This is a genomic window from Pseudomonas sp. TH31, from assembly GCF_016650815.1.
GTDB lineage: Bacteria > Pseudomonadota > Gammaproteobacteria > Pseudomonadales > Pseudomonadaceae > Aquipseudomonas.
The window spans coordinates 24,450-49,466 of record NZ_JAEKEZ010000038.1 but is presented as its reverse complement, the minus strand read 5'-3'; the positions used below and the strand labels follow the sequence as shown (position 1 = coordinate 49,466).

Sequence of the window (25,017 nt, the reverse complement as noted above, 5' to 3'; positions counted from 1 at the left end):
CGACCACGAAATTTGTGTACTACCGAGATCCAATGTGGGAGCGGGCTTGCTCGCGAAGGCGATGTGTCAGTCGACATCTATGTTGGATGTAATGGCCTCTTCGCGAGCAAGCCCGCTCCCACAGGGGTCTCTGCCGACTACAAAATATGTGAACACCCAAGATCCAATGTGGGAGCGGGCTTGCTCGCGAAGGCGATGTGTCAGTCGACATCTATGTTGGATGTAATGGCCTCTTCGCGAGCAAGCCCGCTCCCACAGGGGTCTCTGCCGACTACAAAATATGTGAACACCCAAGATCCAATGTGGGAGCGGGCTTGCTCGCGAAGGCGATGTGTCAGTCGACATCTATGTTGGATGTAATGGCCTCTTCGCGAGCAAGCCCGCTCCCACAGGGGTCTCTGCCGACTACAAAATATGTGAACACCCAAGATCCAATGTGGGAGCGGGCTTGCTCGCGAAGGCGATGTGTCAGTCGACATCTATGTTGGATGTAATGGCCTCTTCGCGAGCAAGCCCGCTCCCACAGGGGTCTCTGCCGACTACAAAATATGTGAACACCCAAGATCCAATGTGGGAGCGGGCTTGCTCGCGAAGGCGATGTGTCAGTCGACATCCATGTTGGATGTCATGGCCTCTTCGCGAGCAAGGCCGCCCCCACCGGGGATCTCTGCCGAATACAAAATAGCTGAACACCCAAGATCCACTGTGGGAGCGAGCCTGCTCCGGGCGGCGTTCCGACGAAGGCGGTACATCAGGCACCATCATCGCAACGGCATAGCTGACGCAAGCAGCCCCAGCCCTTATCCTTGTATCCCCCGCCGTACCGAGTCTATGGAGTTTTGCCATGCCCCATGAAGGCAACCTGTTGCAAGCCGCTGTCGTGTTTCTGTTCGCGGCGGTGCTCACCGTGCCTTTGGCCAAGCGTCTGCAATTGGGCGCTGTGCTGGGTTATCTGTTTGCCGGGGTGATCATCGGGCCCTCGGTGTTGGGCTTGATCGGCAACCCGCAAAGCGTCAGCCATATCTCCGAGCTTGGGGTGGTGTTGCTGCTGTTTATCATCGGCCTGGAACTGTCGCCGCGACGTTTGTGGGTGATGCGCAAATCGGTGTTCGGTGTCGGTCTGGCGCAGGTGCTGCTAACCGGTTCGGTGATTGGCGTACTGGCGTTGTTCGTGTTCGGCCAGTCGCTGAACAGCGCGATTGTGCTGGGCCTGGGCCTGGCGTTGTCGTCCACCGCGTTCGGCCTGCAAAGCCTGGCCGAGCGCAAGGAACTGACCAGCCCCCACGGGCGGCTGGCGTTCGCGATTCTGCTGTTCCAGGACATTGCTGCGATCCCGTTGATCGCCATGGTGCCATTGCTGGCCGGCGGTGATCACACCAGCAGTGCCGCTGAAGATCTGAACCACGGCTTGCGGGTGCTGGGCAGTATCGCGGTGGTGGTGATCGGCGGGCGTTACCTGCTGCGGCCGGTGTTCCGGGTGGTGGCAAGGACCGGTCTGCCGGAAGTGTCCACCGCCACCGCATTGCTGGTAGTCATCGGCACGGCGTGGTTGATGGACCTGGTCGGCGTATCGATGGCGCTGGGCGCGTTCCTCGCCGGTTTGCTGCTGGCGGACTCCGAATACCGTCACGAACTGGAAGCGCAGATCGAACCGTTCAAAGGCCTGCTGCTGGGGTTGTTCTTCATCAGTGTCGGCATGGGCGCCAACCTGAGTCTGCTGTTGAGCGCGCCGATCACGGTGCTGGGGCTGACGCTGTTGTTGATCGCGATCAAGCTGCCGCTGCTGTTTGTCGTTGGTCGCCTGGCCGGTGGTTTGGGCAAGGTCAGTGCGATTCGCCTCGGCATCGTGCTCGCGGCCGGTGGTGAGTTTGCGTTTGTGGTGTTCAAGATTGGTCGCGATCAGGGCTTGTTCGAGCCGCGCCTGTACGACTTGCTGGTGCTGACGATCACCCTGTCCATGGCGGTGACGCCGCTGCTGTTGCTGCTGTGCGCGCGGCTGTATTCGCCCAAGGTGCAACCGGTGGTGGTGCCGGAGAAATTCCGCGAAATCGACACCGATGCGCCACGTGTGGTGATCGCCGGCATGGGCCGGATGGGCCAGATTGTTGCGCGGATTTTGCGCGCGCAGAACATCAAGTTCGTGGCGCTGGATACGTCGGTGGAAACCATCGAGCTGTCCCGCAGCTTCGGCGGCGTGCCGGTGTTCTACGGTGACCCGATGCGCCCGGAAATTCTCAGCGCAGCCAAGGTCGAGCAGGCGGAATACTTCATCATCGCCACCGATGATCCGGACACCAACATCAAGACTGCGGAGGTGGTGCACCGCTTGTATCCGCACATCAAAATCATCGCCCGGGCGCGTAACCGCCAGCATGTACATCGTTTGGTCGACCTTGGCGCCGAGGCGATTCGGGAAACCTACTATTCCAGCCTGGAAATAAGCCGGCGGACACTGGTTGGCCTCGGACTGACCCAGGCACAGGCCGATGCGCGGATCAAACGCTTCAAGCACCACGATGAACAGGTGCTGGAGGCGCAGCATGCGGTTTATGACGATGCGGCAAAAGTCTTGCAGACGGCGCAGGAAGCGCGGGCGGAATTGGCCAAGTTGTTTGAGGCGGATCAGTTGGAGGAGCAGGAGAAATCAGGCAAGGCTTGAAGCCGCCATCGCGGGCAAGCCTTGCTCCTACAAGTGGCATGACGCAAAACCTGTAGGAGCAAGGCTTGCCCGCGATGAACGATAACGCGGTGCTGCGTCAGGCCAACTCCAGCGCCTTCACCTGAGCCTCAGCCTTCACCTCAAACCGGTCCGCCAAAAACGGTGTGATATCCAGCGGCAACGGTTCGTTGTTCACCAGTTTATCCAGCAGCACCCCGGTAATCGCCGACGTCAGGATGCCGGTGCGAAAATGCCCGCAAGCATTGAGATAACCGTCCACCCCTTTCATCGGCCCAAGAATCGGTAGCTCGTCCGGCGACCCCGGCGCAACCCGGCCCAGGTACGCTTGAGGTTGACGTCGGCCAGCTCCGGAATGCAGCGCACCGCGCCTTGCACCAGCCCGGCGATCTCCGGGTAGGTGGTGGTGACGTCGAAGCCTTTGTCCTCGGTGGTGCTGCCGATCAGGATCTCGCCGTTGTCCTTCTGCGCCACGTAACAGTCGCTGGTGGTCAGGCAGCCGCGGAGGATTTTCGGCATGCGCTCGGTCAGCAGGATCTGGCCCTTCACCGGGTTCACCGGAATGCGAATGCCGGTGGCCTGCTCACTCAAGTCTGCAGCCCAGGCCCCCGCCGCGTTGATCAGGGTGGTGCAATGAAACACCCCGGCCTCGGTGGTTTGCACGCCGGTGACTCGCGAGCCGTGGTGCAACACACCGGTGACGTTGGTGTTGAAGTACATGTCCACGCCGTTCTGCCGTGCGCCTTCGGTATAGGCATCGGCCAGGCGGAACGGGCTGACCTGATGGTCGCAGAGAAACTCCAGCGCGCCCCTCGCTTCATGGCTGACGGCGGGTTCGGCTTCGCGCAGCGCGGCCTGGTCCAGCCAGCGCACCTGATCCGCCAAATGGGGAATGCAGGCAACGATGTGCTCGGCGTAGAGCCGGTCTTCATCGTCGTAGATCACGAACTTCAGCCCGGTCTTTTCGAACTTGAAGTCCATGCCGTGGTTGTCCCGCAGCTCTTTGTGCAGCGCCGGGTACAGGGCGTTGGACTGCAAGGCGAAATCGAAGAACGACTGCGGCAGGATGTGCGGCGTGCTGGAGTCGACCACCACGGCTGAGCCGTGGGCTTCGCGCTTGCGGTTGGCCGACATCATGCGAAAGAAGATCACCCCGCAGCCCAGCCCTACCGATTCGCCGATGGCCCACAAGCCGCCGGCCGACGCCCGGGTCGCGTTGCCCGGACGCTTGAAGTCGATCAGCGCAACCTTGAGGTCTTTGCGCTTGGACAGTTGATAGGCGCAGGACGCGCCGATCACGCCGCCGCCGGCAATGACCACGTCATAGAACTTACTCATGGCTGGCGGCCTCCGTGGCGGCGTTATGAAAGGCTGAAAACGGAATCGGGTCGATCGGAAAGCGTGGTCGCAACCAGCCCACATCCTGGCGCCCGGTGGCTTCGCGCAGCCGGTCGCTGCAATAGCCGACGCACATCCGCCCCTGACAGTCGCCCATGCTGACGCGGGTGCGCATTTTCAGGCTGGCCATGTCTTGCACGCCCTGTTCCAGCGCCCGGTCAATGTCGGCGCGTGTGGCGTGCTCGCAGCGGCAGATCACGGTGTCCGCGGCCGGCAAAGCGGTCTGCCCGGCACCGCGCCCGGTGTAGCGGTCAACCGCCGCACGGAAGCGCACAATCGCCTTGAGCTTGGACAGGAAGCGGTCACGCCTGACCAGCGCCAGCTCCGTGTCCAGAACATCCCGTTGCAGCAGCATCGATAGCGCCGCGATCCGCCCTGCCAGCATCGCCGCTTCACCGCCGCGAATCCCGCCCATGTCGCCGGCCAGATGGACGTGAGGCTCATTGCTTTGCTGCCAGATATTGGCGTTGGCCCGCAGGTAGCCGTCGTCGCTGAAGCCGTGGTTCAGGCCCATTTGCTGACTGAGCTGAGTGCGAGGAATGAAGCCGTAACCGACCGCCAGGGTCTGGGCGGCGACCTGTTCGGCGCGGCTCAGGTCCGGCACCCAGGTGCGCGAATACGGCGCCACGGTGACCGATTGCAACTCGCCATCGCCCCTGGCCTCGACCACGCCCCAACCGTAATACATGGGGATGCCGTGCATTTTCATGAACGCCAACATGCTCAGGCCATCGAGAAATAGCTGCGGTTTATTCAGCAGCGCCAGGCTTTCCGGGCGATCTTGCCGAACGAGCACGCTTCATAAACGCCGGCGACTGTTACCCCGGAGGCGTGCAACTGACACGCCACCAGCGGCAGCAACGGCCCGGTACCGGTAATGACCACCGGCCCTTGGGGCTTGACCACCCCGCTCTTGATTTGCAGCTGCAACCCGCCGAGCAGGATCACACCGGGCAAGGTCCAGCCAGGAAACGGCACGCTGCGCTCGTGGCAACCGGCAGCCAGCAGCAATTGCGGGTAGGCGATCTCGTGCAGATGCTCATCGGCGTCCAGCACCACCAATGCCCGAGTGCCCTCGGCACCGACCACGCGATGGTTCAAGCGCACGTCGATCAGCCCCGACTGTTCCTCAAACTCGCCGTGCAATCGGCTGAGGATCTCGGAGTAACGCGGCCCCAGGTAGTCGAGCTGGACGCCGTCGCGCAGCGGTCCGCGATAGACCACACCGCCGAGTCGCGAAGCTTCTTCCAGCAAGGTGCTACGCACGCCATGGCGGGCCAGTTCAATGGCCGCGGCCATGCCCGCCGGCCCGCCGCCGACGATCACCGGATGCAGGCTCATAAAGCCTCCAGCTCGGCGATGCGATTGACCTGGGTTTCGACGATCATGCCGTCACGCACGACGGTCTGGCAGGCGCGGCGCTTGTGCCGGCCATTGATTTTCACCAGGCAGCATTGGCACACGCCCATGCCGCAATAGGCGCCGCTGATTTGATCGTGATCGTTGCGAGCCACCTGGCGCAGGCCAAGGGATTGAATGACCGTGAGGACGGTTTCGCCGATGGCGGCGCTGACCGCTTGGCCGTTGATGTGCAAAGTCATATCCGCCCGTACCAGCGGCTGGATATCGAAGGTTCTGTCTAAGCGTTGCATTGCGATGTTCTTCCATGAAAGGTTCAGGTGGGTTTGCCAGCTCCATGCTGCACTACACGTTGCCGGCCAACTGATACGCAAAAAACGAGAAGGTCTGCACTGGTACTTCGTCGGCAGCAATAGCTGCGCACCAAAGCACTGTAGTTGATGCCGCAGCGAGGGCTTGATTGATTTACGTTAAGCGATATTTCGCTTCGAAATATTGATCCACGCCAGTGAAACCCACCCCGTGCTGCCCCGGCCGTCAGTTGGAAAACACGTACTGCCCCTTGATTTTTTTCGGGCCGAAAAAAGCCAGGTCGGGAAACAGCAGCGTCTTGAGCCAGGCGACAAAAAACACCATGCCCAGGGTGATCGCGACGCCAATCAGGGTCGAGACCGGGTCCTCGGCAAAGTCTTTGAACAAGCGCGGAAGCTGGCTGATGGAAAGGATGACGTAGACGGTGTAGAACTGCGCCCGATTCTTGTAGAAGCCATACGCAAACCAGAGGGGAACGAGCGCGGCGAACAGGGTGAAAAACACCGTCGCCTTGGGGCCGATCATCGAACCGAGGAAGAACCCTGCAACAGCACCGAGCACTGCTTGAGCGACCGTCAATACAAGCAGCGTCTTGATCTTGCCTTGATGCTGCTCAATACGCGCCGGGGCCGGGTGCGCGCCGATCAAATAAGCCAGCACGCGGTCCTTGATCGCCCCACCGGAGAACGCCTTGAACGTTTCGGTTCTGGAGCGTCCGGCATCGAGCATGGCCACGATTTGCTGTTTGATTTCCTTCTTGTCCAAACTGGTTCTCCTTGATGTACACAAATTAAATGTGGGAGCGGGCTTGCTCGCGAAAGCGGTGTATCAGTCAACAATAATGCTGAATGTTCGACCGCTTTCGCGAGCAAGCCCGCTCCCACAGGGATAACTCTCATTGCATATTGCCCTAGAAAGCAAAACGCCGCTTCTACCAGAGGCAGAAGCGGCAGAGGCAGAGGCAGAGGCATGTGCCTCAGCGGGATCAGTGCATGAACAAGGCGATCAGAATGATGATCGGGATTGGCACGCCGAGAAAGAACAGAAGTAGTGAGCGCATGATGATTCTCCCGGTTAGCGAACAGGTGGCAGCGCGGTGGTGGTCACGTAGGCATCGGATTCCAGGTACACCACGGCATCCCGGCGGCGACCGCCGAAGGTAGCGGCAAGGCTGGCGAAAAACGCACCGGCCAGCAGCGCAACGAACATCCACAACGCGGTCCAGGCAGCGACTTTGGCGGCGGTATCGGCAGCTTGTCTGGCGGCGAGTTTGGCGTCATCCACGGCTTTGTGAGCCTTGGCAAAGACTTCGTCGACACGGCGTTCGGCATCGGCCTGGGTCAGGTTGGTGCGCTGGGCGACCCGTTGCGCGAGGTAGATCCGGTCTTCGGCAGCCAGTTGGCCGTCGCTGCCCAAGGTGCGCACGAAGATCCGGGTGACAGTGCCACGGGCCGCGTCATCGCCGACGGCGGCCGGGCGATCATCGCGCAGCAGGCTGTCGACAAAGTAGCCGTACGGATCACTGTTGCTGTTGCTGGCAGCGGTCCCCGCAGCCTGACTCATGGCACTGGCGGCACCGCCGGCGACACTCGCCCCGGCCTGCACACCACCGTTGACGATGCTGCTGACCGAGCCGACCACCAGGGTCGCCGTCACCAGCGTTGCCACGCACCAGGCCAGGAAGCCATGGGCGGTGTCACGGAAATAGACTTCATCGCCATGCATGTTGGCCCACTTCACCCGCAGGCGCCCGGCAATGTAACCGCCGAGCCCGGAGGCAATGATTTGCGTGAAGGCCAGCCAGACAATCGTTGAAACGCCCAGGGCCTTGGCGCTGACGCCCTCGCTGGCCCACGGTGAAACAGCCGAAAAGCCCAGCCCGAAGCCGAGCAACACCAGAATCAACGACAACGCCGCTGCCGCAGCAGCCCCGGCGAAGATCGCGCCCCAGGACACGCCCGAGAGCGTGCTTGATTCATCTGCGGCAGGATAAAAACCCTCAGAAGATCTATTCATTATTATGAAGCTCCAGGCATGAAAGATGGTGTTACAACTCGTCGAAAGAGCAATTGCAGGCACCGTGCCAGTCGCCAACTTTAAATAAATCTTTAATTTTCAAAAGATTAAGAAACAATCCGGATTTTTCGACCATGCATTTTGCAAGAGCTGGTTAATATCAGCGGGTTTTATGCATTGAGCGCAATGCGAGCATTTGAGGTTGAGCAGCCTACTTGCGCTTGTAGCTTTTATTACCGCTGGGCGTCAGGCAATACACCCCGCCCCGCGGCCCGGTGCAAAAAGAACCGGTGCCGCACGCACAGCCATCGCTGCTGTATAAAAACGACGCGGGCCGCGCCTGACGCGGGCCGCCATACAGGGCTGAACAACTCTTTTTCGAGGCACTGATGGAGCCGTCATTACACAAAAACAGATCGCCGTCGCAGCGATCAATCCCGCCCTTCTTCCCTGAACATGGAGTATTGCCAGCCCATGTGGCTGAGCTGGCAACGGTTAGTAACAGCAACAATATCGGCATCCAGCCACGGCGAATCAGCGTGCGCACAGTGAAACCCCTGTCAAAGTCATGGCACGATGATATCAACCTTCCAGGCAAATTAACGCCGCGCTCGCCAGGTTGTTGAAGCAACATGAAAGTTAATTTACTAAGCCGCGAGCATTTCTTGGCAAAATGCCCTCACTCTGTAATGAACCGATTAGCAGGCCCCGCCCTATGACTCGAATCTTGACCATCGAAGACGACGCCGTGACCGCGCGGGAAATCGTGGCTGAACTGAGCAGCCACGGTCTGGAAGTGGACTGGGTAGACAATGGTCGTGAAGGCCTGGCGCGAGCGGTCAGCGGTCACTACGACCTGATCACCCTCGACCGCATGTTGCCGGAGCTCGATGGCCTGGCGATTGTCACCACGCTGCGGACCATGGGCGTGGCCACGCCGATTCTGATGATCAGCGCCCTCTCCGACGTCGACGAACGCGTGCGAGGCCTGCGGGCCGGTGGCGACGATTACCTGACCAAACCCTTCGCCACCGATGAAATGGCGGCGCGGGTGGAAGTGTTGCTGCGCCGGCAAAACACGGTCAGCTCCCACGCCACTACGCTGCGGGTGGCGGATCTGGAACTGAACCTGATCAGCCACGAAGCCAGCCGCAATGGCGAATTGCTGACGCTGCTGCCTACCGAATACAAGCTGTTGGAGTTCCTGATGCGCAACACCGGACAGATTCTGTCGCGAATGATGATTTTCGAAGAAGTCTGGGGTTACCACTTCGACCCCGGCACCAACCTGATCGACGTGCACATCGGCCGTTTGCGCAAGAAGATCGACCCGCCCGGCAATGTCCCACTGATCCGGACTGTGCGAGGTTCGGGGTATGTCATTGCTGAACCCCTCTAAAGGCTGGCGCTCTTCCAGCAGCCGTTTGCTGGCGCTCTACAGTTCACTGTTCGTGGCCTGGAGCGGGATCCTCATGGGGGTCATGTACTACGAAGTCTCCGGCTATCTGGACAACCTCGCCAAGCATTCGCTGATGCAGCGCCAACATCTGTTTTCGCGCTTCCAGGGTGAACAACTGGTGGATGCCCTCGCCGCCAGCATGACCTTCGACATCCGCGGCATCGATGCCTATGGCCTGTTCGACGCCGAGCATCGCTACCTCAGCGGCGCCCTGCGCGAGATACCGTCGGATCTGCCGCTGGACGCCCGGATCCACATGCTCGCGGACTGCGCCGAGTCCGACGACCCGACCTTGCCCGAAGACAGCTGCGACGCCGTGGCGACCCCGACGCTGGACGGTCGCTGGCTGGTGCTGGTGCGCGACAACGGTTCGTTGTTTGCCGTCACCCGGATCATCCTCCGCGCGCTGTTCTGGGGGTGTCCCTGACGATCCTGCCCGGCATCGCCGGCTGGCATTTGTTACGCCGCCGTCCGCTGCGGCGCATCCGCGCGATCCAGGCCAGTGCCGAAGCCATCGTCGCCGGCGACTTGACCCGCCGTTTGCCACTGTCCAACCGGCGCGACGAACTGGACATGCTCGCCGCCATCGTCAATGCCATGCTCGAGCGCATCGAGCGCCTGATGAACGAGGTCAAAGGCGTATGTGACAACATCGCTCATGACCTGCGTACCCCACTGACCCGCCTGCGAGCGCAGTTGTACCGGATTCAGCAACAGGCCGACCAGAGCTCGCCCCTGGCGCAGCAACTGGATTCGGTAATGGCCGAGGCCGACACCTTGATGGCACGGTTTCGCGGGTTGCTGCGAATTTCCGAACTGGAGGATCGTCAGCGTCGTTCGGGCTTTGTGCAGCTTGATCCGGTGCCGCTGCTGCAGGAGTTGCATGACTTCTATCTGCCGCTGGCGGAAGAAGGCGAGCTGGTTTTTCAACTGCAACTGCCCGCGTCCCTGCCTTCACTCAATGGTGATCGGGCGCTGTTGTTCGAAGCCATTGCGAACCTGTTGAGCAACTCGATCAAATTCACGCCGCCCGGTGGCGAGGTGATTTTGCGTGGGATCAATCAGGGTGGGCACACACGAATCGAAGTGCTCGATTCCGGGCCCGGCATACCTCCGTCTGAACGTGAAGCGGTATTCCAGCGGTTCTATCGGGCTGAGGGCGGTAATCAGCAGAGTGGGTTTGGCTTGGGGCTATCGATCGTTGCGGCGATTGTCAGCCTGCACGGGTTTACCCTCGACGTCGGCACCAGCGACAGCGGCGGCGCGCGTTTGGCGCTGGATTGTCGGCAGAGTTTGATCCCACAGACCTGACACAAATCCCCCGTAGGAGCTGCCGAAGGCTGCGATCTTTTGATCTTGATCTTGATCTTGATCTTGATCTTACCGGCATTGCGGAGAAGCAAGATCAAAAGATCGCAGCCTTCGGCAGCTCCTACGGGGGTTGACGTCAGGTCGGGTAGTTGGCGCGCAGCGCTTCGAGGCCGCCCTGGTAGATGCCGTTGAACAGCGCTTCGACTTCTTCGTCGGTCACGCCTTTGGCGGCAAAGCGCCCGGACCAGGTCACCCGGGCGCCCTGCCCTTGGGCTTCGACCCGCAGAGTCGCCAGGTAATCGGTCGCCGGGAACGGTGCTTGTTCGATAGAGTAGCTGTAGGTTCTGCCCGCGTTGTCGAACGCTTGCAGGCGCTCCACCACCACCGCCCCATCCGCCGTCTCCAGGCTGCGCACCCGCCCGCCTTCACTCAACTCGCTTTTGGCTATAAACGGCAGCCAGTCCGGCAGCGAGTTGAAGCCGCCAATCAGTTGCCAAACCTCATCGGCCGAAGCCGGGATATCGATAAACGCTGATGCAGTTGCCATGTGAAATGCTCTCGCTATAAATGAAATTCAGATTGCCATGCTGTCGACCACACCGCCATCGACCCGCAACGCAGCGCCGGTAGTGGCCGAGGACAGTGGCGAGGCGATGTACGCCACCAGGTTGGCAACTTCTTCGACATCGGCCACGCGCTGGATGATTGAACTGGGCCGAGCCTTGCGCACGAAGGCGTCGGCTTCTTCCGGGCGCTACGGCCGGACTCGGCCGTGGCGGCCTTGAGCATCTGTTCCAGGCCATCGGTAAAGGTCGGGCCGGGCAGGATTGCATTGACCGTCACGCCGGTGCCCGCCAACCGTTTGGCCAAGCCATGGGACACCGCCAGATTGGCGCTTTTGGTCACGCCATAGTTGATCATGTCGGCCGGGATCGCCACCCCGGATTCCGAGGACAGGAAGATCACCCGGCCCCAGCCCTGGCTGACCATGGCCGGCGTGTAATGCCGGGCCAGGCGCACGCCGGAGATCACGTTGACTTCATAGAAGCGCGTCCACTCGCTGTCCGGCGCATCGAAGAAATCCACTTCGTTGAAGATTCCGAGGTTGTTCACCAGGATGTCCGCTCGCGGTTCGGCGGCGAACAATAACGCGGCGCCTTCGGCAGTGCCCAGGTCAGCAGTCAGGCCACGCAGTTGCGCGCCCGGCACCCGTTCAAGAATGCTCGTCAGCGCCTGTTCAACCTTGGCCGGGTCGCGGCCGATCACCACCACGGTGGCGCCGCACTCGGCCAACGCCTTGCTGATGCCCAGGCCAATGCCGGCGGTGCTGCCGCTGACAATCGCCAACTTGCCACTCAGATCAATTTTCATACGACACCGCCCGGTAACGGCGCCCGTTCAGAAATCAGTTTCGCCTCACGCAACGCCTGCCAGAACGCAGCAGGAATCACCTCCGTCAACGCCGCCACATCTTCAGCGATGCGGTCAGGACGGCTGGAACCCGGAATCACCGCCGCCACCGCCGGGTTAGCCAAGGAGAACTGCAGCGCCGCCGCTTTGATGCTGACGCCATGTGCAGCAGCAATGCGTTTAATCTGCTCGACCTTATTAATGATCGCCGGGCTCGCCTTCTGGTATTCGAAGTGCGCACCACCGGCCAGGATGCCCGAGCTGTAAGGACCACCGACGACGATCTCGACGTTTTGCGCCAGCGCCGCGTCCATCAAGCGTTGCAGGGCACGCTCATGGTCGAGCAGCGTGTAGCGACCGGCCAACAGAAAACCGTCCGGCTGGGCTTCGGTCAAGTCGAGGGTCAATTCGCACGGCTCGACCTTGTTCACGCCCAGCCCCCAGCCCTTGATCACGCCTTCTTCGCGCAAACGAGTCAGCACTTTGAAGGCCCCGGTGCGGGCCTGGTTGAAGTATTCCAGCCATTGATCACCGTAGAAGTCCTGGGCGATGTCGTGCACCCAAACGATGTCCAGGCGATCGGTTTGCAAACGCTTGAGGCTGTCCTCGATCGAACGCAGCGTCGCGTCGGCGCTGTAGTCATTGACGATTTTGTTCGGGCGGCCGTGTTCAAACACACCACTTTTTCGCCGAGGTCACGGGCCGCGGTGTCTTCGACTTCATCGAGAATCACCCGGCCGACCTTGCTGCTCAGCACGTAATCGTCGCGGTTGTATCGGGCCAGCGCAGCACCCAGGCGAATCTCCGACAGGCCCGACCCGTAAAACGGTGCCGTATCGAAGTAACGCACGCCAGCATCCCAGGCAGCGTGCACAGTGGCCATCGCCTCTTCTTCCGGGATGGCACGGAACATGTTGCCCAATGGGGCGGTGCCGAAACCCAGTGCGCCGGGCAGTTTGTCTTTCAAGCTCATTATTCAATCCTCATCAGTGTCGTTGGCCACGTGGGTGACCGTTGAGCAGATCGTAGATTGCGATGATCTGACCGTCCAAGACATAATATGCAGTACTTGAGTCCCTATAGGTCTGACATGATCGACATCCGCCAATTGCGCTACTTCGTCGCCGTCGCCGAAGAAGAACACGTCGGTCGCGCCGCCGAACGCCTGCACATTTCCCAGTCGCCCCTGAGCCGGCAAATCGCCCAGCTCGAAGAACGCCTGGGCCTGACCCTGTTCGAACGCAGCCAGCAGCGCATCCGCCTGACCCGTGACGGCCAGACTTTCCTCGCTGAAACCCGCGCCCTGCTGACCCACGCCAATCGCCTGGAATCACTGGGCAAACGTCTCGGTCGCGGTGAAGAAGGCGGGTTGTGCATCGGCTACATCGAAAATGCCATGCACGCCGGGGTGCTGCCCAATGCCCTGCGCGTGTTGCGCGTGGACCGGCCGAACGTCCACGTCGCGTTGTACAACCTCAGTTCTGCCGAACAACTGGAAGGCCTGCGCCAGCGTAGTCTGGATATCGCCCTGGTCAGCGAACCGCCGGTCACGGATGACCCGGACCTGCTGGGCTTCCAGGTGCTCGACGACCCGATGCTGTTGGCCTTGCCCGAACACCATCCGCTGGCCCAACAGGTGACGCTAACCCCGGCCGACCTGGCCGATCAGGAATGGATCGGCGTACAACACCGCCAGAATGTCACCCGCCGCGACGACTTCGTCAGCGCCTGCATCCGCGCCGGTTTCACCCCGGACATTCGCATGGAAGCCACCGAACCGTTCACCGCGCTGGGGCTTGTGGCGTCGGGTCTGGGCATCGCGATGATCCAGAAAGGTTTGAGCCGCAGTGCACCGCCAGGCGTGGTGCTGCGGGACGTGCCGTGGATCTCCTTCACCACGCCGCTGTGGGCGGCGTGGCACCGGATTAACCTGCGGCCGTTGGTGGAGACGTTCAGGAAAGTCCTGACCGAACCGGGCTCGGGGCAGTAACTGTGTCAGAACACACCACAGAACCCCTGTGAGAGCGAGCTTGCTCGCGATAGCGGACTCTCAGCCAACACTCATGTTGAATAATCCACCGCAATCGCGAGCAAGCTCGCTCCCACAGGGGATTGCAGTGTTTAACCGATACCGGCAACCACCCGCTCTGTCAGCGCCGAACAATCGCGCTCAGTGAATCGCAACCGGGTTGATGTTGACCTGGGTCGAGCCCTTGTACAGCGGCTGGCCGAGGACAAACATGAACGCCCAGGCCTTGTCTTTTACCAGCGCGCGGCTGTCGATCAGCTCCAGGTTGTAGATACCGTTCTTGGCCAGCATGTACTGGTTGACCGGGAACTCCTGGCCGTCCTTGGCCGGGTAGATTTCCGAGGCCCAGGTGTCACCGCCAAAAGCGACGATCTGCTTGTCCACCAGCCATTTGGCCGCCGACATGCCGATGCCCGGCTCCACCGCGAGGAACTTCGCGTTGTCCTTGCCCAGCAGCTCCAGCCAACCGGTGTTGAACAGCACCACATCGCCTTTCTGAATGGTGATGCCTTGCAGGTCGAGGGCCTTCTGGATATCGGCGACGCTGAACTCGGTTTTCTCTGGCACGATTGGTGTGCCATACACGGCGGTCATGTCCAGCACCACCCCACGGGTGACAATGGGCGGGACCTTCTCGATGCCCAGTTTTTTCACCCCTTCGACGGTGACGAAATCAGCCGCGCGATTGCCGTTGTAGTAGACGTAGTCGATGCCGATATGGCCGATGCCATTGAGCTGGGTGCCGACGCCGGTCCAGCCCACCACCAGTTCATCGTTGAAGGTGAACTTGTTCGGGCCCATGGTCGTGCCGCCGGCTTCGCCTGGCTGGACGTTGGTCAGGTTGAAGCTGCGATGGCGGAAGGCCGGGAGGGTTTTGTCGATGGGCACGGCCAGCGGATAGGTCTTGCCAGTCTTGATCAGTTTGGCGGCGTTGAGCACCGAGTCGGCGTTCAACAGGTTGAGCGCACCGATCTCGTCATCGGCGCCGTATTTCGAGGGATACCATTTTTCCGCATCGGCGGCCTGTGCAGCGCTAAACGTGAAGAGCAAGGTAAATGGCAGTATCAAACGATTGAGCATGGGGGGCGTCCTTGTGGGGTAGCAGTGACGCCAAGGTACGCAGCCCTACTGCGGGGAAACAGGCAGGTGCGGGCAATACAATAGTTCTGGATCGGCACGAGTAATGCGAGTGCGTAGGAGCTGCCGAAGGCTGCGATCTTTTGATCTTCGCATTTCAACAGCCGCCGAAGATCAAGATCAAGATCAAGATCAAAAGATCGCAGCCTTCGGCAGCTCCTACAGGGGACCGTGACAATTAACTGTCATTTACCTGAACAAGTTCTAACTTCAATAATCGTATCCGCAGTTTTTCCATTCAATTGAACTTTAATCGGACATTGAAGGTTGACTTCACCCACCTCCCTGAGTAAATTGCCCGGGCCGGTTTCACAGGCCTTTTTTCAACTCACAAAAGAATCCAATGGACACAGTATCTAGTCGCTGTCGGGTGACTGCGAATTCGCAGGATCTGGCACACAACCCAGAACATGACGGGACTCGACTTATCGTCGGGTGAGCTGCGCTAGAGCTTGATGCTCCACCGTAACTTGCCTCGCCGGCGTCAGTCCGGTCCAGAGGTATGTTATGAACTTCAAATCCACTGTAATGCCCGGCGTCCGCGCCTTTGCCTCGACCATGCGGGTCAAGCTCTGCCGTGAGCGCCTGGTCACGGCCCAGGCCCGCGCGCCGTTTTCCAGCCATTGCTCCCCGGCCAAGGCACACCCGCGTGCCAACTGGCGCGTCTGCCCGATGACCGGGCAGCTTCAGCAACGCTGGAGCATGGACGATAGTCAGGACCCACAGAGTCGGGGCATCGCTCGCCTGTTCCAGCAGGCGAGCCTGATGCTCGGCCTGTACCTTGGGGTGCGCACTTTCAATTGAGTTGAAGGTACTTTAAAAGTCCTTCCCGAACGTTTTCCTTATATAGGAATTCGGCAACTTATTATTGCCTGTTAAAAACAAAATTATTGGAACTCATTATGGACGAAGCCAGTAGGCGGTTCGCTGCCCGTCACTTTTCAATAGACGGCCAGCGAACGTTAAACATAAAAACGCAACTATCAGAATCGATCGCTTATTTGCGGCTCGACATACGTGCGCTCGTCTTTAATTAGCTGAGGTGCCTGTGTGTCGTGCCGCAAGCCTGCGGCAGGAGCACAGCAATGACCCTTGTAAAAACCGCAAAGAAAACCACCCAGGGCGCCAGCAGCGACAACGCCAAGCTGTCGATGCGCGCCGCCCGGGAAGCGCAAAACGGCCTCGCCGTGACGCTGACCAACCTCAACGCCACCCCTGACGGCTTGACCGAACTCGAAGCCCAGGGCCGCCTGGCCCGTGGCGGCTACAACGAAGTGGCCCACGACAAGCCGCCTCACGCCCTCCTCCAACTGCTCAAAGCCCTCAATAACCCGTTCATCTACGTGCTGCTGACGTTGGCCGGTATCAGTTTTTTCACTGACTATTGGCTGCCGATCAGCAACGGCGAAGCGGATGAAGCAGACCTGACCAAAGTCATCATTATCATGACCATGGTCAGCCTCAGCAGCCTGCTGCGCTTCTGGCAGGAATACCGCTCGACCAAGTCCGCCGAAGCCCTGAAAGCCATGGTGCGCACCACCGCCACCGTGCTGCGCCGTGAGCACAAGGATGGCAAATCGGTGCTGCGTGAAGTGCCGATGCGTGAACTGGTGACCGGTGACATCGTGCAGTTGAGCGCGGGCGACATGATCCCGGCCGACATCCGCCTGATCGAATCCCGTGACCTGTTCATCAGCCAGGCGGTACTGACCGGCGAAGCCTTGCCAGTCGAGAAATACGACACTCTGGGCAACGTGGCGCAGAAATCCGCCACCAGCACCGCGGCCGATCAGTCGAACCTGCTGGACCTGCCGAACATCTGCTTCATGGGCACCAACGTGGTCAGCGGCACGGCCAAGGCGGTGGTGGTCGCCACGGGTTCGCGGACCTACTTCGGCTCCCTGGCCAAAGCCATCGTCGGCTCGCGGGTGCAAACCGCATTCGACCGTGGGGTGAACAGCGTCAGTTGGTTGCTGATTCGCTTCATGCTGGTGATGGTGCCGATCGTGTTCCTGCTCAACGGCTTCTCCAAAGGCGATTGGGGCGATGCGTTCCTGTTCGCTCTGGCCGTCGCAGTCGGCCTGACCCCGGAAATGCTGCCGATGATCGTCAGCGCCAACCTGGCCAAAGGCGCGATGGCCATGGCCAAGCGCAAAGTGGTGGTCAAGCGCCTCAACGCGATCCAGAACTTCGGTTCGATGGACGTGCTGTGCACCGACAAGACCGGCACCCTGACCCAGGACAAGATCATTCTCGAGCATCATGTCGACAGCCACGGCCGGCGCGACGATTCGATCCTTGAACTGGCGTGGCTTAACAGCCATCACCAAAGCGGTCTGAAAAACCTGATGGACCAGGCGGTGGTGCAATTTGCCGACCGAAATCCGAAGTTCCGGGTGCCATTCGCCTACAGCAAGGTCGATGAATTGCCATTCGATTTCGTCCGTCGACGCCTGTCGATCATCGTCAAGGACAGCCGCGACGATCACCTGATGGTGTGCAAAGGCGCGGTCGAGGAAATGCTGTCCATCGCCAGCCACATCAATGAAAACGGCCAGGTCATCGCGCTGGATGCACAGCGCCGTAAAGACTTGCTGGCCCTGGCCAACGAGTACAACGAGGATGGCTTCCGCGTACTGGTAGTCGCCACCCGCGAGATCCCGCAAGCCCGGAGCAAAAACCAGTACAGCACCACCGATGAACGTGATCTGGTGATTCGCGGCTTCCTGACCTTCCTCGATCCACCGAAGGAAACCGCCGGCCCGGCCATTGCCGCACTGCGCGAGATGGGTGTGACCGTCAAGGTGCTGACCGGCGACAACGCCGTGGTCACCTGCAAGATCTGCCGCGAAGTCGGACTCGATCCGGGCACGCCGCTGCTCGGCCAGGACATCGAGCACATGGACGACACCACCCTCAAGCTGCGGGTCGAAGAACGCACGGTGTTTGCCAAGCTGACGCCGCTGCAAAAATCCCGGTGCTCAAGGCCCTGCAATCGAACGGTCACACCGTGGGGTTCCTTGGCGACGGCATCAACGACGCCCCGGCGCTGCGCGATGCCGACGTCGGGATCTCGGTGGACAGCGGCACTGACATCGCCAAGGAATCGGCGGACATCATCCTCCTGGAAAAGAGCCTGATGGTGCTCGAAGAAGGCGTGCTCAAGGGCCGCGAAACCTTCGGCAATATCATGAAGTACCTGAACATGACCGCCAGCTCCAACTTCGGCAACGTGTTCTCGGTGCTGGTGGCCAGTGCGTTCATTCCGTTTATGCCGATGCTGGCGATCCACCTGCTGCTGCAAAACCTCATGTACGACATCTCTCAGCTGGCCTTGCCGTGGGACAAGATGGACAAGGAATACCTGCGTAAACCCCGCAAGTGGGACGCGAAGAACATCGGCCGCTTCATGTTGTGGATCGGGCCGACCTCGTCGATCTTCGACATCACCACGTTTGCCCTGATGTGGTACGTGTTCGCCGCCAACAGCGTGGAAATGCAGAGCCTGTTCCAGTCCGGCTGGTTCATCGAAGGGTTGCTGTCGCAGACGTTGGTGGTGCACATGCTGCGTACCCAGAAGATTCCGTTCTTCCAGAGCACCGCGGCGTTGCCGGTGATCCTGGCGACCGGCGTGGTGATCGGCCTGGGCATCTACATCCCGTTCTCGCCGCTGGGGACGATGGTCGGCCTGGTGCCGCTGCCATGGGAATACTTCCCTTGGCTGGTGGGTACTTTGCTCAGCTACTGCGTGGTTGCGCAGACCATGAAGACGATCTACATCCGCCGCTTCAAGCAGTGGTTCTAAAACACTGAACCGGCGGGCCTGCCAACCCGCCCCCTGTAGGAGCTGCCGAACGCGGCCCGAGCCTTCGGCAGCTCCTACAGGTTTTGTGTTCACAGCCCCTCCGGCCTTCCGGCCGTTAATCAATGCAACACGAAATAAAGGAGAGTTCTCATGTCGGGAACGACTCTACTGATCAACCTCGCGGGCGCCATTGCACTGTTGCTGTGGGGCACGCACATGATTTCTTCGGCGCTGTTGCGCGGCTTCGGCACGCCACTGCGCCACTGGATGGGCCAGCACCTGAATAACCGCTGGCTGGCCTTGCTCGCGGGCATCGGCATCACCGGCGTATTGCAAAGCAGCACCGCCGTCAGCCTGATGGCCACCTCGTTCACCGCTGCCGGCACCCTGGGCCTGGCCCCGGCGCTGGCAGTGATGCTCGGCGCCAACATCGGTTCGACCCTGGTGGTGCAACTGCTCAGCGCTGACATTTCGATCCTGACGCCCATCGTTCTGCTGACAGGCCTGATCGTCTTCCGGTTGCGCGATGACTCGCGTTTCGAGAGCGTCGGCTGTGCGCTGATCGGCCTGGGGCTGATGCTGATGGCCCTGCACATGCTCGGTTCGACGCTGGCGGATGTTGAAAGCACGCCAGTGTTCCAACTGATCATGCAAAGCCTGGATGGCGACCTGCTGATCGCGCTGCTGGTGGCGCTGATCCTCACCTGGCTCTGCCATTCCAGCGTGGCCGTGGTGCTGCTGATTGTGTCGCTGGCGGCGACCGGGATGCTCTCGGCGACCACCATCGTCGCGCTGGTGCTCGGGGTGAATATTGGCGGGGCGTTGCCGTCGGTCATCAACGCCGGCTCCAACGTTGGCCGACGCCTGCCGCTCGGAAATCTGCTGGTGCGTTCGCTGGGTGCGGCGGTGGTATTGCCGTTGGCTGGATGGCTGGCGTCGCTGAATCTCAATCCCGGCGCATGGGTGGTTTACCTCCACACCGGCTTCAACCTGCTGCTGGCGCTGGTGTTCATCGGTTTCACCGAACCGCTGGCCAAACTGCTGACCCGGCTGCTACCGGAGCCGGCACGGGATGTCGATCCGGGCATGCCGCACTACCTCGACGAGGCTGGACTGGAAGTGGCCAACATCGGTCTGTCCAACGCCGCCCGCGAAGCCCTGCGCATGGCCGACATGCTCTCGGCCATGCTCGAACGCACGCTGCAGTTGTTCCATAGCTCGGCGCCGGGGTGTGCCGATCAGGTGCGCAATATCGATCAATCCCTGGACCTGCTCAGTGCGGCGATACGTGCGTACCTGGCAGACATCGGCCAGGAAGGGATCAGCGACAGCGACGCCGATCGCTCCCAGGAAATCCTCACGTTCGTGATCAACCTCGAACATGCGGCGGACATTCTTTCCAGCAGCCTCACGCAGTTGGCCATGCGCCGCTTGCGGCGCGGTGAGCACTTCTCGGTGTTCGAACTGAGGAACATTGCGCCGTTGCACGAGGCGCTGCTGGAAAGCCTGAGCCTGGCGATCACCGTGTTCCTGCGCGAAGACATTGCCACCGCGCACCAACTGATCCAGCGCAAGGAGAGCGTCAGAAGGCTCGAAGCCGGCGCCAGCCGCGAGCACTTTCGTAAATTGCAGGAGGACAAAAGCACCTGGGCCGAGTCCGGCGACATTTTCCAGCGAGTGCTGCGCGATTACCGCCGGGTGCATCACCACATCGCCGCCCTCGCCTACCCGTTGCTGGAGCGGGCCGGTGAGCCGCTGAACGATGACGCCAGCAAGGAAGCCTCGCCATGCGCGTCCTGATGTGTGCGGGCCGCCATTACACCGACAGCCGCCAGTGCCGGCGTGTGCTCGACGCCTTCCGGCGCTTGCACTCGGTGCAGGTGCTGATCCATGGCGGCAACCAATACCTGGGCGCCGACATCGAGGAATGGGCCCGGGAACACGGCGCCGACATCGTGCGCTACCCGCCCAACTGGCAACGCCACGGCAAATTGGCCGAACGCTTGCGCAACCATTTCATGTTGCGCGACAGCCGCCCCGACGTGGTGATCGCCCTGCCCGGCGGCGAAGACACCGAAGAACTGGTCGCCCAAGCCGGGCGGCCGGTTTGCAAACCTTAACGGTAGAGGATCGCGGCTAAGTCGCGCCTGCCAACACAACGTTTGAGGTCACTCCCATGCAAAAGCCAACGCGTTTGTTCACCGCTTTAACCCGCAGCCTGCCGCCCGCCCAGGGCCGGAGGCTACGACGCAATCTGCTGTTCGTCAGCTTCACACTGGGTGTGATTGCGCTGTTAAGCACAATCTCCAACGCTCACGCCGCTGGCGGCTCGTATACCGTGGATGACGCGGCCATCAACGCCCCCGGCGAATGCAACATCGACGCCTGGTATCAGAATGGCCGGCACAACTCATCCAGTAACAGCGTGGTGTCTCAGGACTGCACGTTCAAAGGCCTGCCCACTGTGCAACTCGGTGCCGCCGCGCAGTACAGCCGCGAGGATGGCACCGGGGAAACGCAGCTGAGCCCCCAATTCAAGGCCCGACTGTTCTCCTGGGACGATCTCGGACTTGAACTGGCGCTGGCCGGCTCGGCGCACGTTGCCGTCAATCGCGCACATGCCTTTGACGGCGGCGACCTGAACCTGCCGCTGACCTACCAACCGCTGGAAAGCCTACGCCTGAACTTCAACGCCGGTTGGGCGCACGCCTATGACGACGGCGAACAAAACCATCGCTGGACCTGGGGCACGGGCGTGGAATACGACCTCGCCCACTCCCTGACCCTGATCGCCGAACGCTACGGCCAACGAGGCGGCGAACAGGCGTGGCAGGCCGGGCCACGGTTGCACGTTGGCCAGCGGATCGATGTTGATCTGGTGCTGGGGCGCAGCCTGGTCGGCGACCGAGACCAGTGGCCGACCACGGGGGCGACGCTGCGGTTTTGAAGGTACTGGGGTTCAATGGTGCCGCGCCCATCCCGCCACCAATTGCGCCGTAATACTGACCCCGCCGCAGACAATGATCACCACGTCATGAGCCTCGGATATCGCCGGGTGATCGAGGTACGCCACCGCCAGCGACACCCCGCAGGCCGGTTCGACCAACTGGCGCAGGTCACTGGCATAGCGGACCACGCCCATGATCGCTGCGTCATCGCCGAGCACCACGCATTCGTGGGGGAAGTCGCGGATGTGCTCCACCGGCCAGGCCGCGACCTGGCTCGCACCCAGGGACGTGGCAACCGTGCTGATCCGCGCCAGCCGGACCGGATGGCCGGCCTCGACCGCCGCAGCAAACGACGCCGCGCCCTCGGTTTCGCAGGCAACGATCCGGCAATCCATGCGTTTGTGGCGGATCAATCCGGTGAGAATCCCGGCCAGCAAACCACCCCCGCCCACCGACGTCACTACAACATCGACCTCGGGGCAATCGTCGAGGATTTCATCGATCATCGTGCTGTGGCCTTCCCACAGCACCGGGTGATCGAAGGCCGGCACGTATTCGGTGCGCGCGCCCCGGGCGAGTTCCTTGGCCCGTTGATTGGCGTCGTCCCAGACTTTGCCGTGGACAATCACCTCGGCACCGGTTTTGCTGATCCGCAGGCGGGTGCTTTCGGGGGTGGTGTTGGGGACGACGATGCAGGCTTTCAGGCCCAGGCGCGCGGCGGCCACGGCCGTCGCAAAACCGGCGTTGCCGCCGGATGGGCAGACGACTTTACGCTTGCCCTGGGCGGCGGCCTGGCTGCACAAAAGCCCCATGCCGCGCAGTTTGAACGAGCCGCTGGGTTGCAGGTTTTCCAGTTTGAGCCAGATTCGCCGGGTTGGCGTGGACAGGCCCGGATGCAGAATCAACGGGGTTCGGATGTGCAGCATTGCGGGGTTCCTTGTGGCACCCCGGTTCCGTCGAAATACCTCAACAAGCCGGGGCGAACGGATGAACGTTGCTTATCCAAGCTTAGTTCACCCTGCCCCGCACCTGTCGTTTCAACGATAACGCGGTGCCGCCGTCGAGTGGCCGAACAACCCGGACAGCGTTTGCCGCTGGGCCTCGTAAGCGTCCCATTTTTCGCCTTCGTGCAGGCTCGGAATGGTCACCACCTCACCCTTCGCCAGCCCTGCCAGGGCGGCATCGACCATGTCCCGGGCCGACATCACGATTTCCTGCGGCAGGTTTTCCACCGGGTTGCCGGCCTCGCTCCAGAAATCGGTGGCAGTGGCGCCGGGCAGCACGACCTGGATGCGGATGCCCTTGTCGGCCAGTTCGTGGTGCATGGATTGGCTCAGGCCGAGCACAAAGGCCTTGGTCCCGCCGTATACGCCGTTGAGGATTTCCGGGCCGATGGCGACGATTGAGGCGATGTTGATCACGGTCCCGGCGCCTCGGGCGACAAAACCCGGCACCGCCGCGTAGGCCAGGCGCATCAGCGCAGTGACGTTGAGGGTGATCATGTCTTCCATGTCGTCCACCGGGCTGCCAAGCAGCGGCATGACCCCGCCAACCCCGGCGTTGTTGACCAGCACGGTGATGCTGGCGTCGCTGCGCAGGAGGGTTTCGACCCGCAACAGGTCGGACTTGTCTTTCAGGTCGGCGGCGACCACTTCCACCGCGCGGCCGGTTTCATTGCTCAGGTGGTTGGCCAGGGTGTTCAATTTGCTTTGGCTGCGGGCGACCAGAATCAGGTCGTAGCCTTGCCGGGCGAGACGGTCGGCGTAGACCGCGCCGATGCCCGAAGAAGCGCCAGTGATCAGGGCGGTGCCTTGGGAGGAGAGTGCCATTTCAGATGTCCTTCACAGTGAGGCGAGAGGTTCGCCGGGTGTGAATAGTTATAAATGGGCTGACGCTCGTCTCAAATGACCTTTAAAGTACGTTTTCAGGACATAACCTGTTGAGGGCGTAGCGATGACTTCCGTGGCGTTTGTGGTGTTCGAGGGGTTTCAGTCGATGGCGCTGGCAGCGATGCCGGTGTTCGAGTACGCCAACGTCAGTGCCGGCGAAGTGCTGTATGAAGTCCGCGTGTTGTCAGAGGATGGCCGCACATTGCGCGCCTCTGGCGGATTGAGCGTCGGCACCGAAGCGTTCGATGCGCGGGTGTTCGACACAGTGATCGTGGTCGGCGGCGATTCCATCGTCGAGCAGGCGCCCGCAGCGCTACTGACGTACTTGCGCGGCAGCGTGAACACCGCACGGCGCACCGCTTCGATCTGTTCCGGGGCGTTTGTATTGGCCCAGGCCGGATTGCTTGACGGTCGACGCGCCACCACCCATTGGGCGTATGCCCGGGAACTGCAGGCACGGTTCCCGTCGATCAAGGTCGAGGAAGACCGGATATTCGTGGTCGACGGGTCGATCTGGACCTCGGCGGGCATGACGGCCGGCATCGACTTGGCGCTGGCGATGGTCGAAAAGGACCACGGCGCCGAACTGGCCGGGCCGTGGCGCAGAAACTGGTGATATACCACCGCCGCGCGGGCGGTCAGTCGCAGCATTCGGCGTTGCTGGAACTGGAGCCGAAATCCGACCGCATCCAGACCGTGCTTGGCTACGCCCGGGAACACCTGGCCTCGGCGCTGTCGGTGGAGCAATTGGCGGACGTGGCGCGGCTTAGCCCACGGCAGTTCAGTCGGGCGTTTCGTGCGGAAACCGGGCAGTCGCCGGCCAAGGCCATCGAGAATCTGCGCCTGGAAGCGGCGCGGCAGATGCTGGAACGGGGGCGGCTGACGCTGGATCAGATTGCTGAAGAGACCGGGTTCAGCGATCGGCGGCGGATGCGCGAAGCATTCCTGCGGGCGTTTGGACAGCCGCCGCAGGTTATCCGGCGTAACGCCCGGTCGGCGTAGGAGCTGCCGCAGGCTCGGGCCGCGTTCGGACGATTCTTTGATCTTGCTTCTCTGGCAGCCTTGAGGACGCCGAAGATCAAGATCAAAAGATCGTCCGAGCGCGGCCCGAGCCTTGGCAGCTCCTACATGGGTCTTCGGTGACTTCAAAGCAAGATCAAAAGATCGCAGCCTGCGGCAGCTCCTACAGGGGGTGGGGGATTTCAAGGCCTTCGCGGAAGCAAGATCAAAGAATCGTCCGAACGCGGCCCGAGCCTGCGGCAGCTCC

14 protein-coding genes and 8 pseudogenes are annotated in these 25,017 nt (G+C 61.2%); 10 read left to right on the top strand and 12 right to left on the bottom strand.

Annotation, left to right across the window (positions count from 1 at the left end; translation table 11 throughout):
- Window positions 1–844 precede the first annotated feature (844 nt).
- Window positions 845–2,659: a monovalent cation:proton antiporter-2 (CPA2) family protein gene (locus tag JFV26_RS30675; RefSeq protein ID WP_201197341.1), complete on the top strand. Its 1,815-nt coding sequence runs from the start codon at window positions 845–847 to the stop codon at window positions 2,657–2,659.
- Between the two features lie 97 nt (window positions 2,660–2,756).
- On the opposite strand, the pseudogene hcnC reads toward JFV26_RS30675, so the two are convergent.
- From hcnC to JFV26_RS30645, 6 genes and pseudogenes are all read right to left on the bottom strand, one after another.
- Window positions 2,757–4,015 (bottom strand): annotated as a pseudogene (gene hcnC / locus JFV26_RS30670) (cyanide-forming glycine dehydrogenase subunit HcnC).
- A pseudogene (gene hcnB, locus JFV26_RS30665) lies at window positions 4,008–5,416 on the bottom strand (cyanide-forming glycine dehydrogenase subunit HcnB). Before hcnB ends, hcnC begins: the two co-directional pseudogenes overlap by 8 nt.
- Complete coding sequence (gene hcnA / locus JFV26_RS30660) at window positions 5,413–5,727, bottom strand: cyanide-forming glycine dehydrogenase subunit HcnA (RefSeq protein WP_201197340.1); 315 nt, start codon at window positions 5,725–5,727, stop codon at window positions 5,413–5,415. Before hcnA ends, hcnB begins: the two are co-directional and overlap by 4 nt.
- Before the next feature lie 244 nt (window positions 5,728–5,971).
- Window positions 5,972–6,511: a hypothetical protein gene (locus JFV26_RS30655; protein ID WP_201197339.1), complete on the bottom strand. Its 540-nt coding sequence runs from the start codon at window positions 6,509–6,511 to the stop codon at window positions 5,972–5,974.
- A gap of 309 nt (window positions 6,512–6,820) precedes the next feature.
- On the bottom strand, window positions 6,821–7,762 hold the full coding sequence (locus JFV26_RS30650) for a hypothetical protein (RefSeq protein WP_201197338.1): 942 nt from the start codon (window positions 7,760–7,762) through the stop codon (window positions 6,821–6,823).
- 211 nt (window positions 7,763–7,973) lie between these two features.
- The gene (locus tag JFV26_RS30645) at window positions 7,974–8,309 is read right to left on the bottom strand and encodes a hypothetical protein (RefSeq protein WP_201197337.1); all 336 of its coding nucleotides are present in this window, start codon (window positions 8,307–8,309) and stop codon (window positions 7,974–7,976) included.
- Between the two features lie 168 nt (window positions 8,310–8,477).
- Here JFV26_RS30645 and JFV26_RS30640 point away from each other — a divergent pair, with 168 nt between their 5' ends.
- A complete protein-coding gene (locus JFV26_RS30640) occupies window positions 8,478–9,161 on the top strand; it encodes a response regulator transcription factor (protein WP_201197336.1) in 684 nt (227 codons plus the stop codon).
- Window positions 9,139–10,532 (top strand): annotated as a pseudogene (locus tag JFV26_RS30635) (sensor histidine kinase). The gene JFV26_RS30640 and the pseudogene JFV26_RS30635 overlap by 23 nt, the downstream one beginning before the upstream one ends.
- A gap of 136 nt (window positions 10,533–10,668) precedes the next feature.
- Here the strand turns inward: JFV26_RS30635 and JFV26_RS30630 are convergent.
- The 3 genes and pseudogenes from JFV26_RS30630 to JFV26_RS30620 form a co-directional block, all read right to left on the bottom strand.
- Complete coding sequence (locus JFV26_RS30630) at window positions 10,669–11,079, bottom strand: SRPBCC family protein (RefSeq protein WP_201197335.1); 411 nt, start codon at window positions 11,077–11,079, stop codon at window positions 10,669–10,671.
- Between the two features lie 27 nt (window positions 11,080–11,106).
- Window positions 11,107–11,903, bottom strand: a pseudogene (locus JFV26_RS30625) (SDR family NAD(P)-dependent oxidoreductase).
- Window positions 11,900–12,915: pseudogene (locus tag JFV26_RS30620) on the bottom strand (aldo/keto reductase). Before JFV26_RS30620 ends, JFV26_RS30625 begins: the two co-directional pseudogenes overlap by 4 nt.
- Window positions 12,916–13,032: 117 nt before the next feature.
- Between JFV26_RS30620 and JFV26_RS30615 the strand changes: the two are divergent.
- Window positions 13,033–13,932, top strand: coding sequence for a LysR substrate-binding domain-containing protein (locus tag JFV26_RS30615; RefSeq protein WP_201197334.1), 900 nt, complete (start codon window positions 13,033–13,035; stop codon window positions 13,930–13,932).
- 180 nt (window positions 13,933–14,112) lie between these two features.
- On the opposite strand, the gene JFV26_RS30610 is transcribed toward JFV26_RS30615, so the two are convergent.
- Window positions 14,113–15,051 (bottom strand): cyclase family protein, encoded by a 939-nt coding sequence (locus JFV26_RS30610; RefSeq protein ID WP_201197333.1) that lies wholly within the window; start codon window positions 15,049–15,051, stop codon window positions 14,113–14,115.
- Between the two features lie 564 nt (window positions 15,052–15,615).
- On the opposite strand from JFV26_RS30610, the gene JFV26_RS30605 reads away from it, so the two are divergent.
- The 5 genes and pseudogenes from JFV26_RS30605 to JFV26_RS30585 all read left to right on the top strand — a co-directional run bounded on the left by JFV26_RS30605 (window position 15,616) and on the right by JFV26_RS30585 (window position 21,860).
- Entirely contained in the window at window positions 15,616–15,912 is a 297-nt protein-coding gene (locus JFV26_RS30605) for a hypothetical protein (protein WP_201197332.1), read from the top strand.
- 281 nt (window positions 15,913–16,193) lie between these two features.
- Window positions 16,194–18,913 (top strand): annotated as a pseudogene (gene mgtA / locus JFV26_RS30600) (magnesium-translocating P-type ATPase).
- A 150-nt stretch (window positions 18,914–19,063) separates the two neighbouring features.
- Window positions 19,064–20,713 carry a Na/Pi cotransporter family protein gene (locus tag JFV26_RS30595; protein ID WP_201197331.1) on the top strand — a complete coding sequence of 550 codons (1,650 nt, stop codon included), beginning with the start codon at window positions 19,064–19,066 and terminating at the stop codon, window positions 20,711–20,713.
- Window positions 20,701–21,053, top strand: a pseudogene (locus tag JFV26_RS30590) (DUF2493 domain-containing protein). The gene JFV26_RS30595 and the pseudogene JFV26_RS30590 overlap by 13 nt, the downstream one beginning before the upstream one ends.
- Window positions 21,054–21,089: 36 nt before the next feature.
- On the top strand, window positions 21,090–21,860 hold the full coding sequence (locus JFV26_RS30585; protein WP_201197330.1) for a hypothetical protein: 771 nt from the start codon (window positions 21,090–21,092) through the stop codon (window positions 21,858–21,860).
- A gap of 12 nt (window positions 21,861–21,872) precedes the next feature.
- Here the strand turns inward: JFV26_RS30585 and JFV26_RS30580 are convergent, their stop codons facing one another.
- Window positions 21,873–22,787: a pyridoxal-phosphate dependent enzyme gene (locus JFV26_RS30580; RefSeq protein WP_201197329.1), complete on the bottom strand. Its 915-nt coding sequence runs from the start codon at window positions 22,785–22,787 to the stop codon at window positions 21,873–21,875.
- A gap of 111 nt (window positions 22,788–22,898) precedes the next feature.
- The gene (locus JFV26_RS30575; protein ID WP_201197328.1) at window positions 22,899–23,690 is read right to left on the bottom strand and encodes an SDR family NAD(P)-dependent oxidoreductase; all 792 of its coding nucleotides are present in this window, start codon (window positions 23,688–23,690) and stop codon (window positions 22,899–22,901) included.
- 124 nt (window positions 23,691–23,814) lie between these two features.
- Between JFV26_RS30575 and JFV26_RS30570 the strand changes: the two are divergent.
- Window positions 23,815–24,752: pseudogene (locus tag JFV26_RS30570) on the top strand (GlxA family transcriptional regulator).
- Window positions 24,753–25,017 lie beyond the last annotated feature (265 nt).

What these genes read in the sequence shown, in the direction of transcription:
- JFV26_RS30630 (WP_201197335.1), bottom strand. Translation starts at nt 11,079, where the DNA reads ATGGCAACTGCATCAGCGTTTATCGATATCCCGGCTTCGGCCGATGAG.
- JFV26_RS30610 (WP_201197333.1), bottom strand. Translation starts at nt 15,051, where the DNA reads ATGCTCAATCGTTTGATACTGCCATTTACCTTGCTCTTCACGTTTAGC.
- JFV26_RS30615 (WP_201197334.1), top strand. Translation starts at nt 13,033, where the DNA reads ATGATCGACATCCGCCAATTGCGCTACTTCGTCGCCGTCGCCGAAGAA.
- JFV26_RS30580 (WP_201197329.1), bottom strand. Translation starts at nt 22,787, where the DNA reads ATGCTGCACATCCGAACCCCGTTGATTCTGCATCCGGGCCTGTCCACG.
- JFV26_RS30575 (WP_201197328.1), bottom strand. Translation starts at nt 23,690, where the DNA reads ATGGCACTCTCCTCCCAAGGCACCGCCCTGATCACTGGCGCTTCTTCG.
- hcnA (WP_201197340.1), bottom strand. Translation starts at nt 5,727, where the DNA reads ATGCAACGCTTAGACAGAACCTTCGATATCCAGCCGCTGGTACGGGCG.
- JFV26_RS30585 (WP_201197330.1), top strand. Translation starts at nt 21,090, where the DNA reads ATGCAAAAGCCAACGCGTTTGTTCACCGCTTTAACCCGCAGCCTGCCG.
- JFV26_RS30605 (WP_201197332.1), top strand. Translation starts at nt 15,616, where the DNA reads ATGAACTTCAAATCCACTGTAATGCCCGGCGTCCGCGCCTTTGCCTCG.
- JFV26_RS30675 (WP_201197341.1), top strand. Translation starts at nt 845, where the DNA reads ATGCCCCATGAAGGCAACCTGTTGCAAGCCGCTGTCGTGTTTCTGTTC.
- JFV26_RS30650 (WP_201197338.1), bottom strand. Translation starts at nt 7,762, where the DNA reads ATGAATAGATCTTCTGAGGGTTTTTATCCTGCCGCAGATGAATCAAGC.
- JFV26_RS30595 (WP_201197331.1), top strand. Translation starts at nt 19,064, where the DNA reads ATGTCGGGAACGACTCTACTGATCAACCTCGCGGGCGCCATTGCACTG.
- JFV26_RS30640 (WP_201197336.1), top strand. Translation starts at nt 8,478, where the DNA reads ATGACTCGAATCTTGACCATCGAAGACGACGCCGTGACCGCGCGGGAA.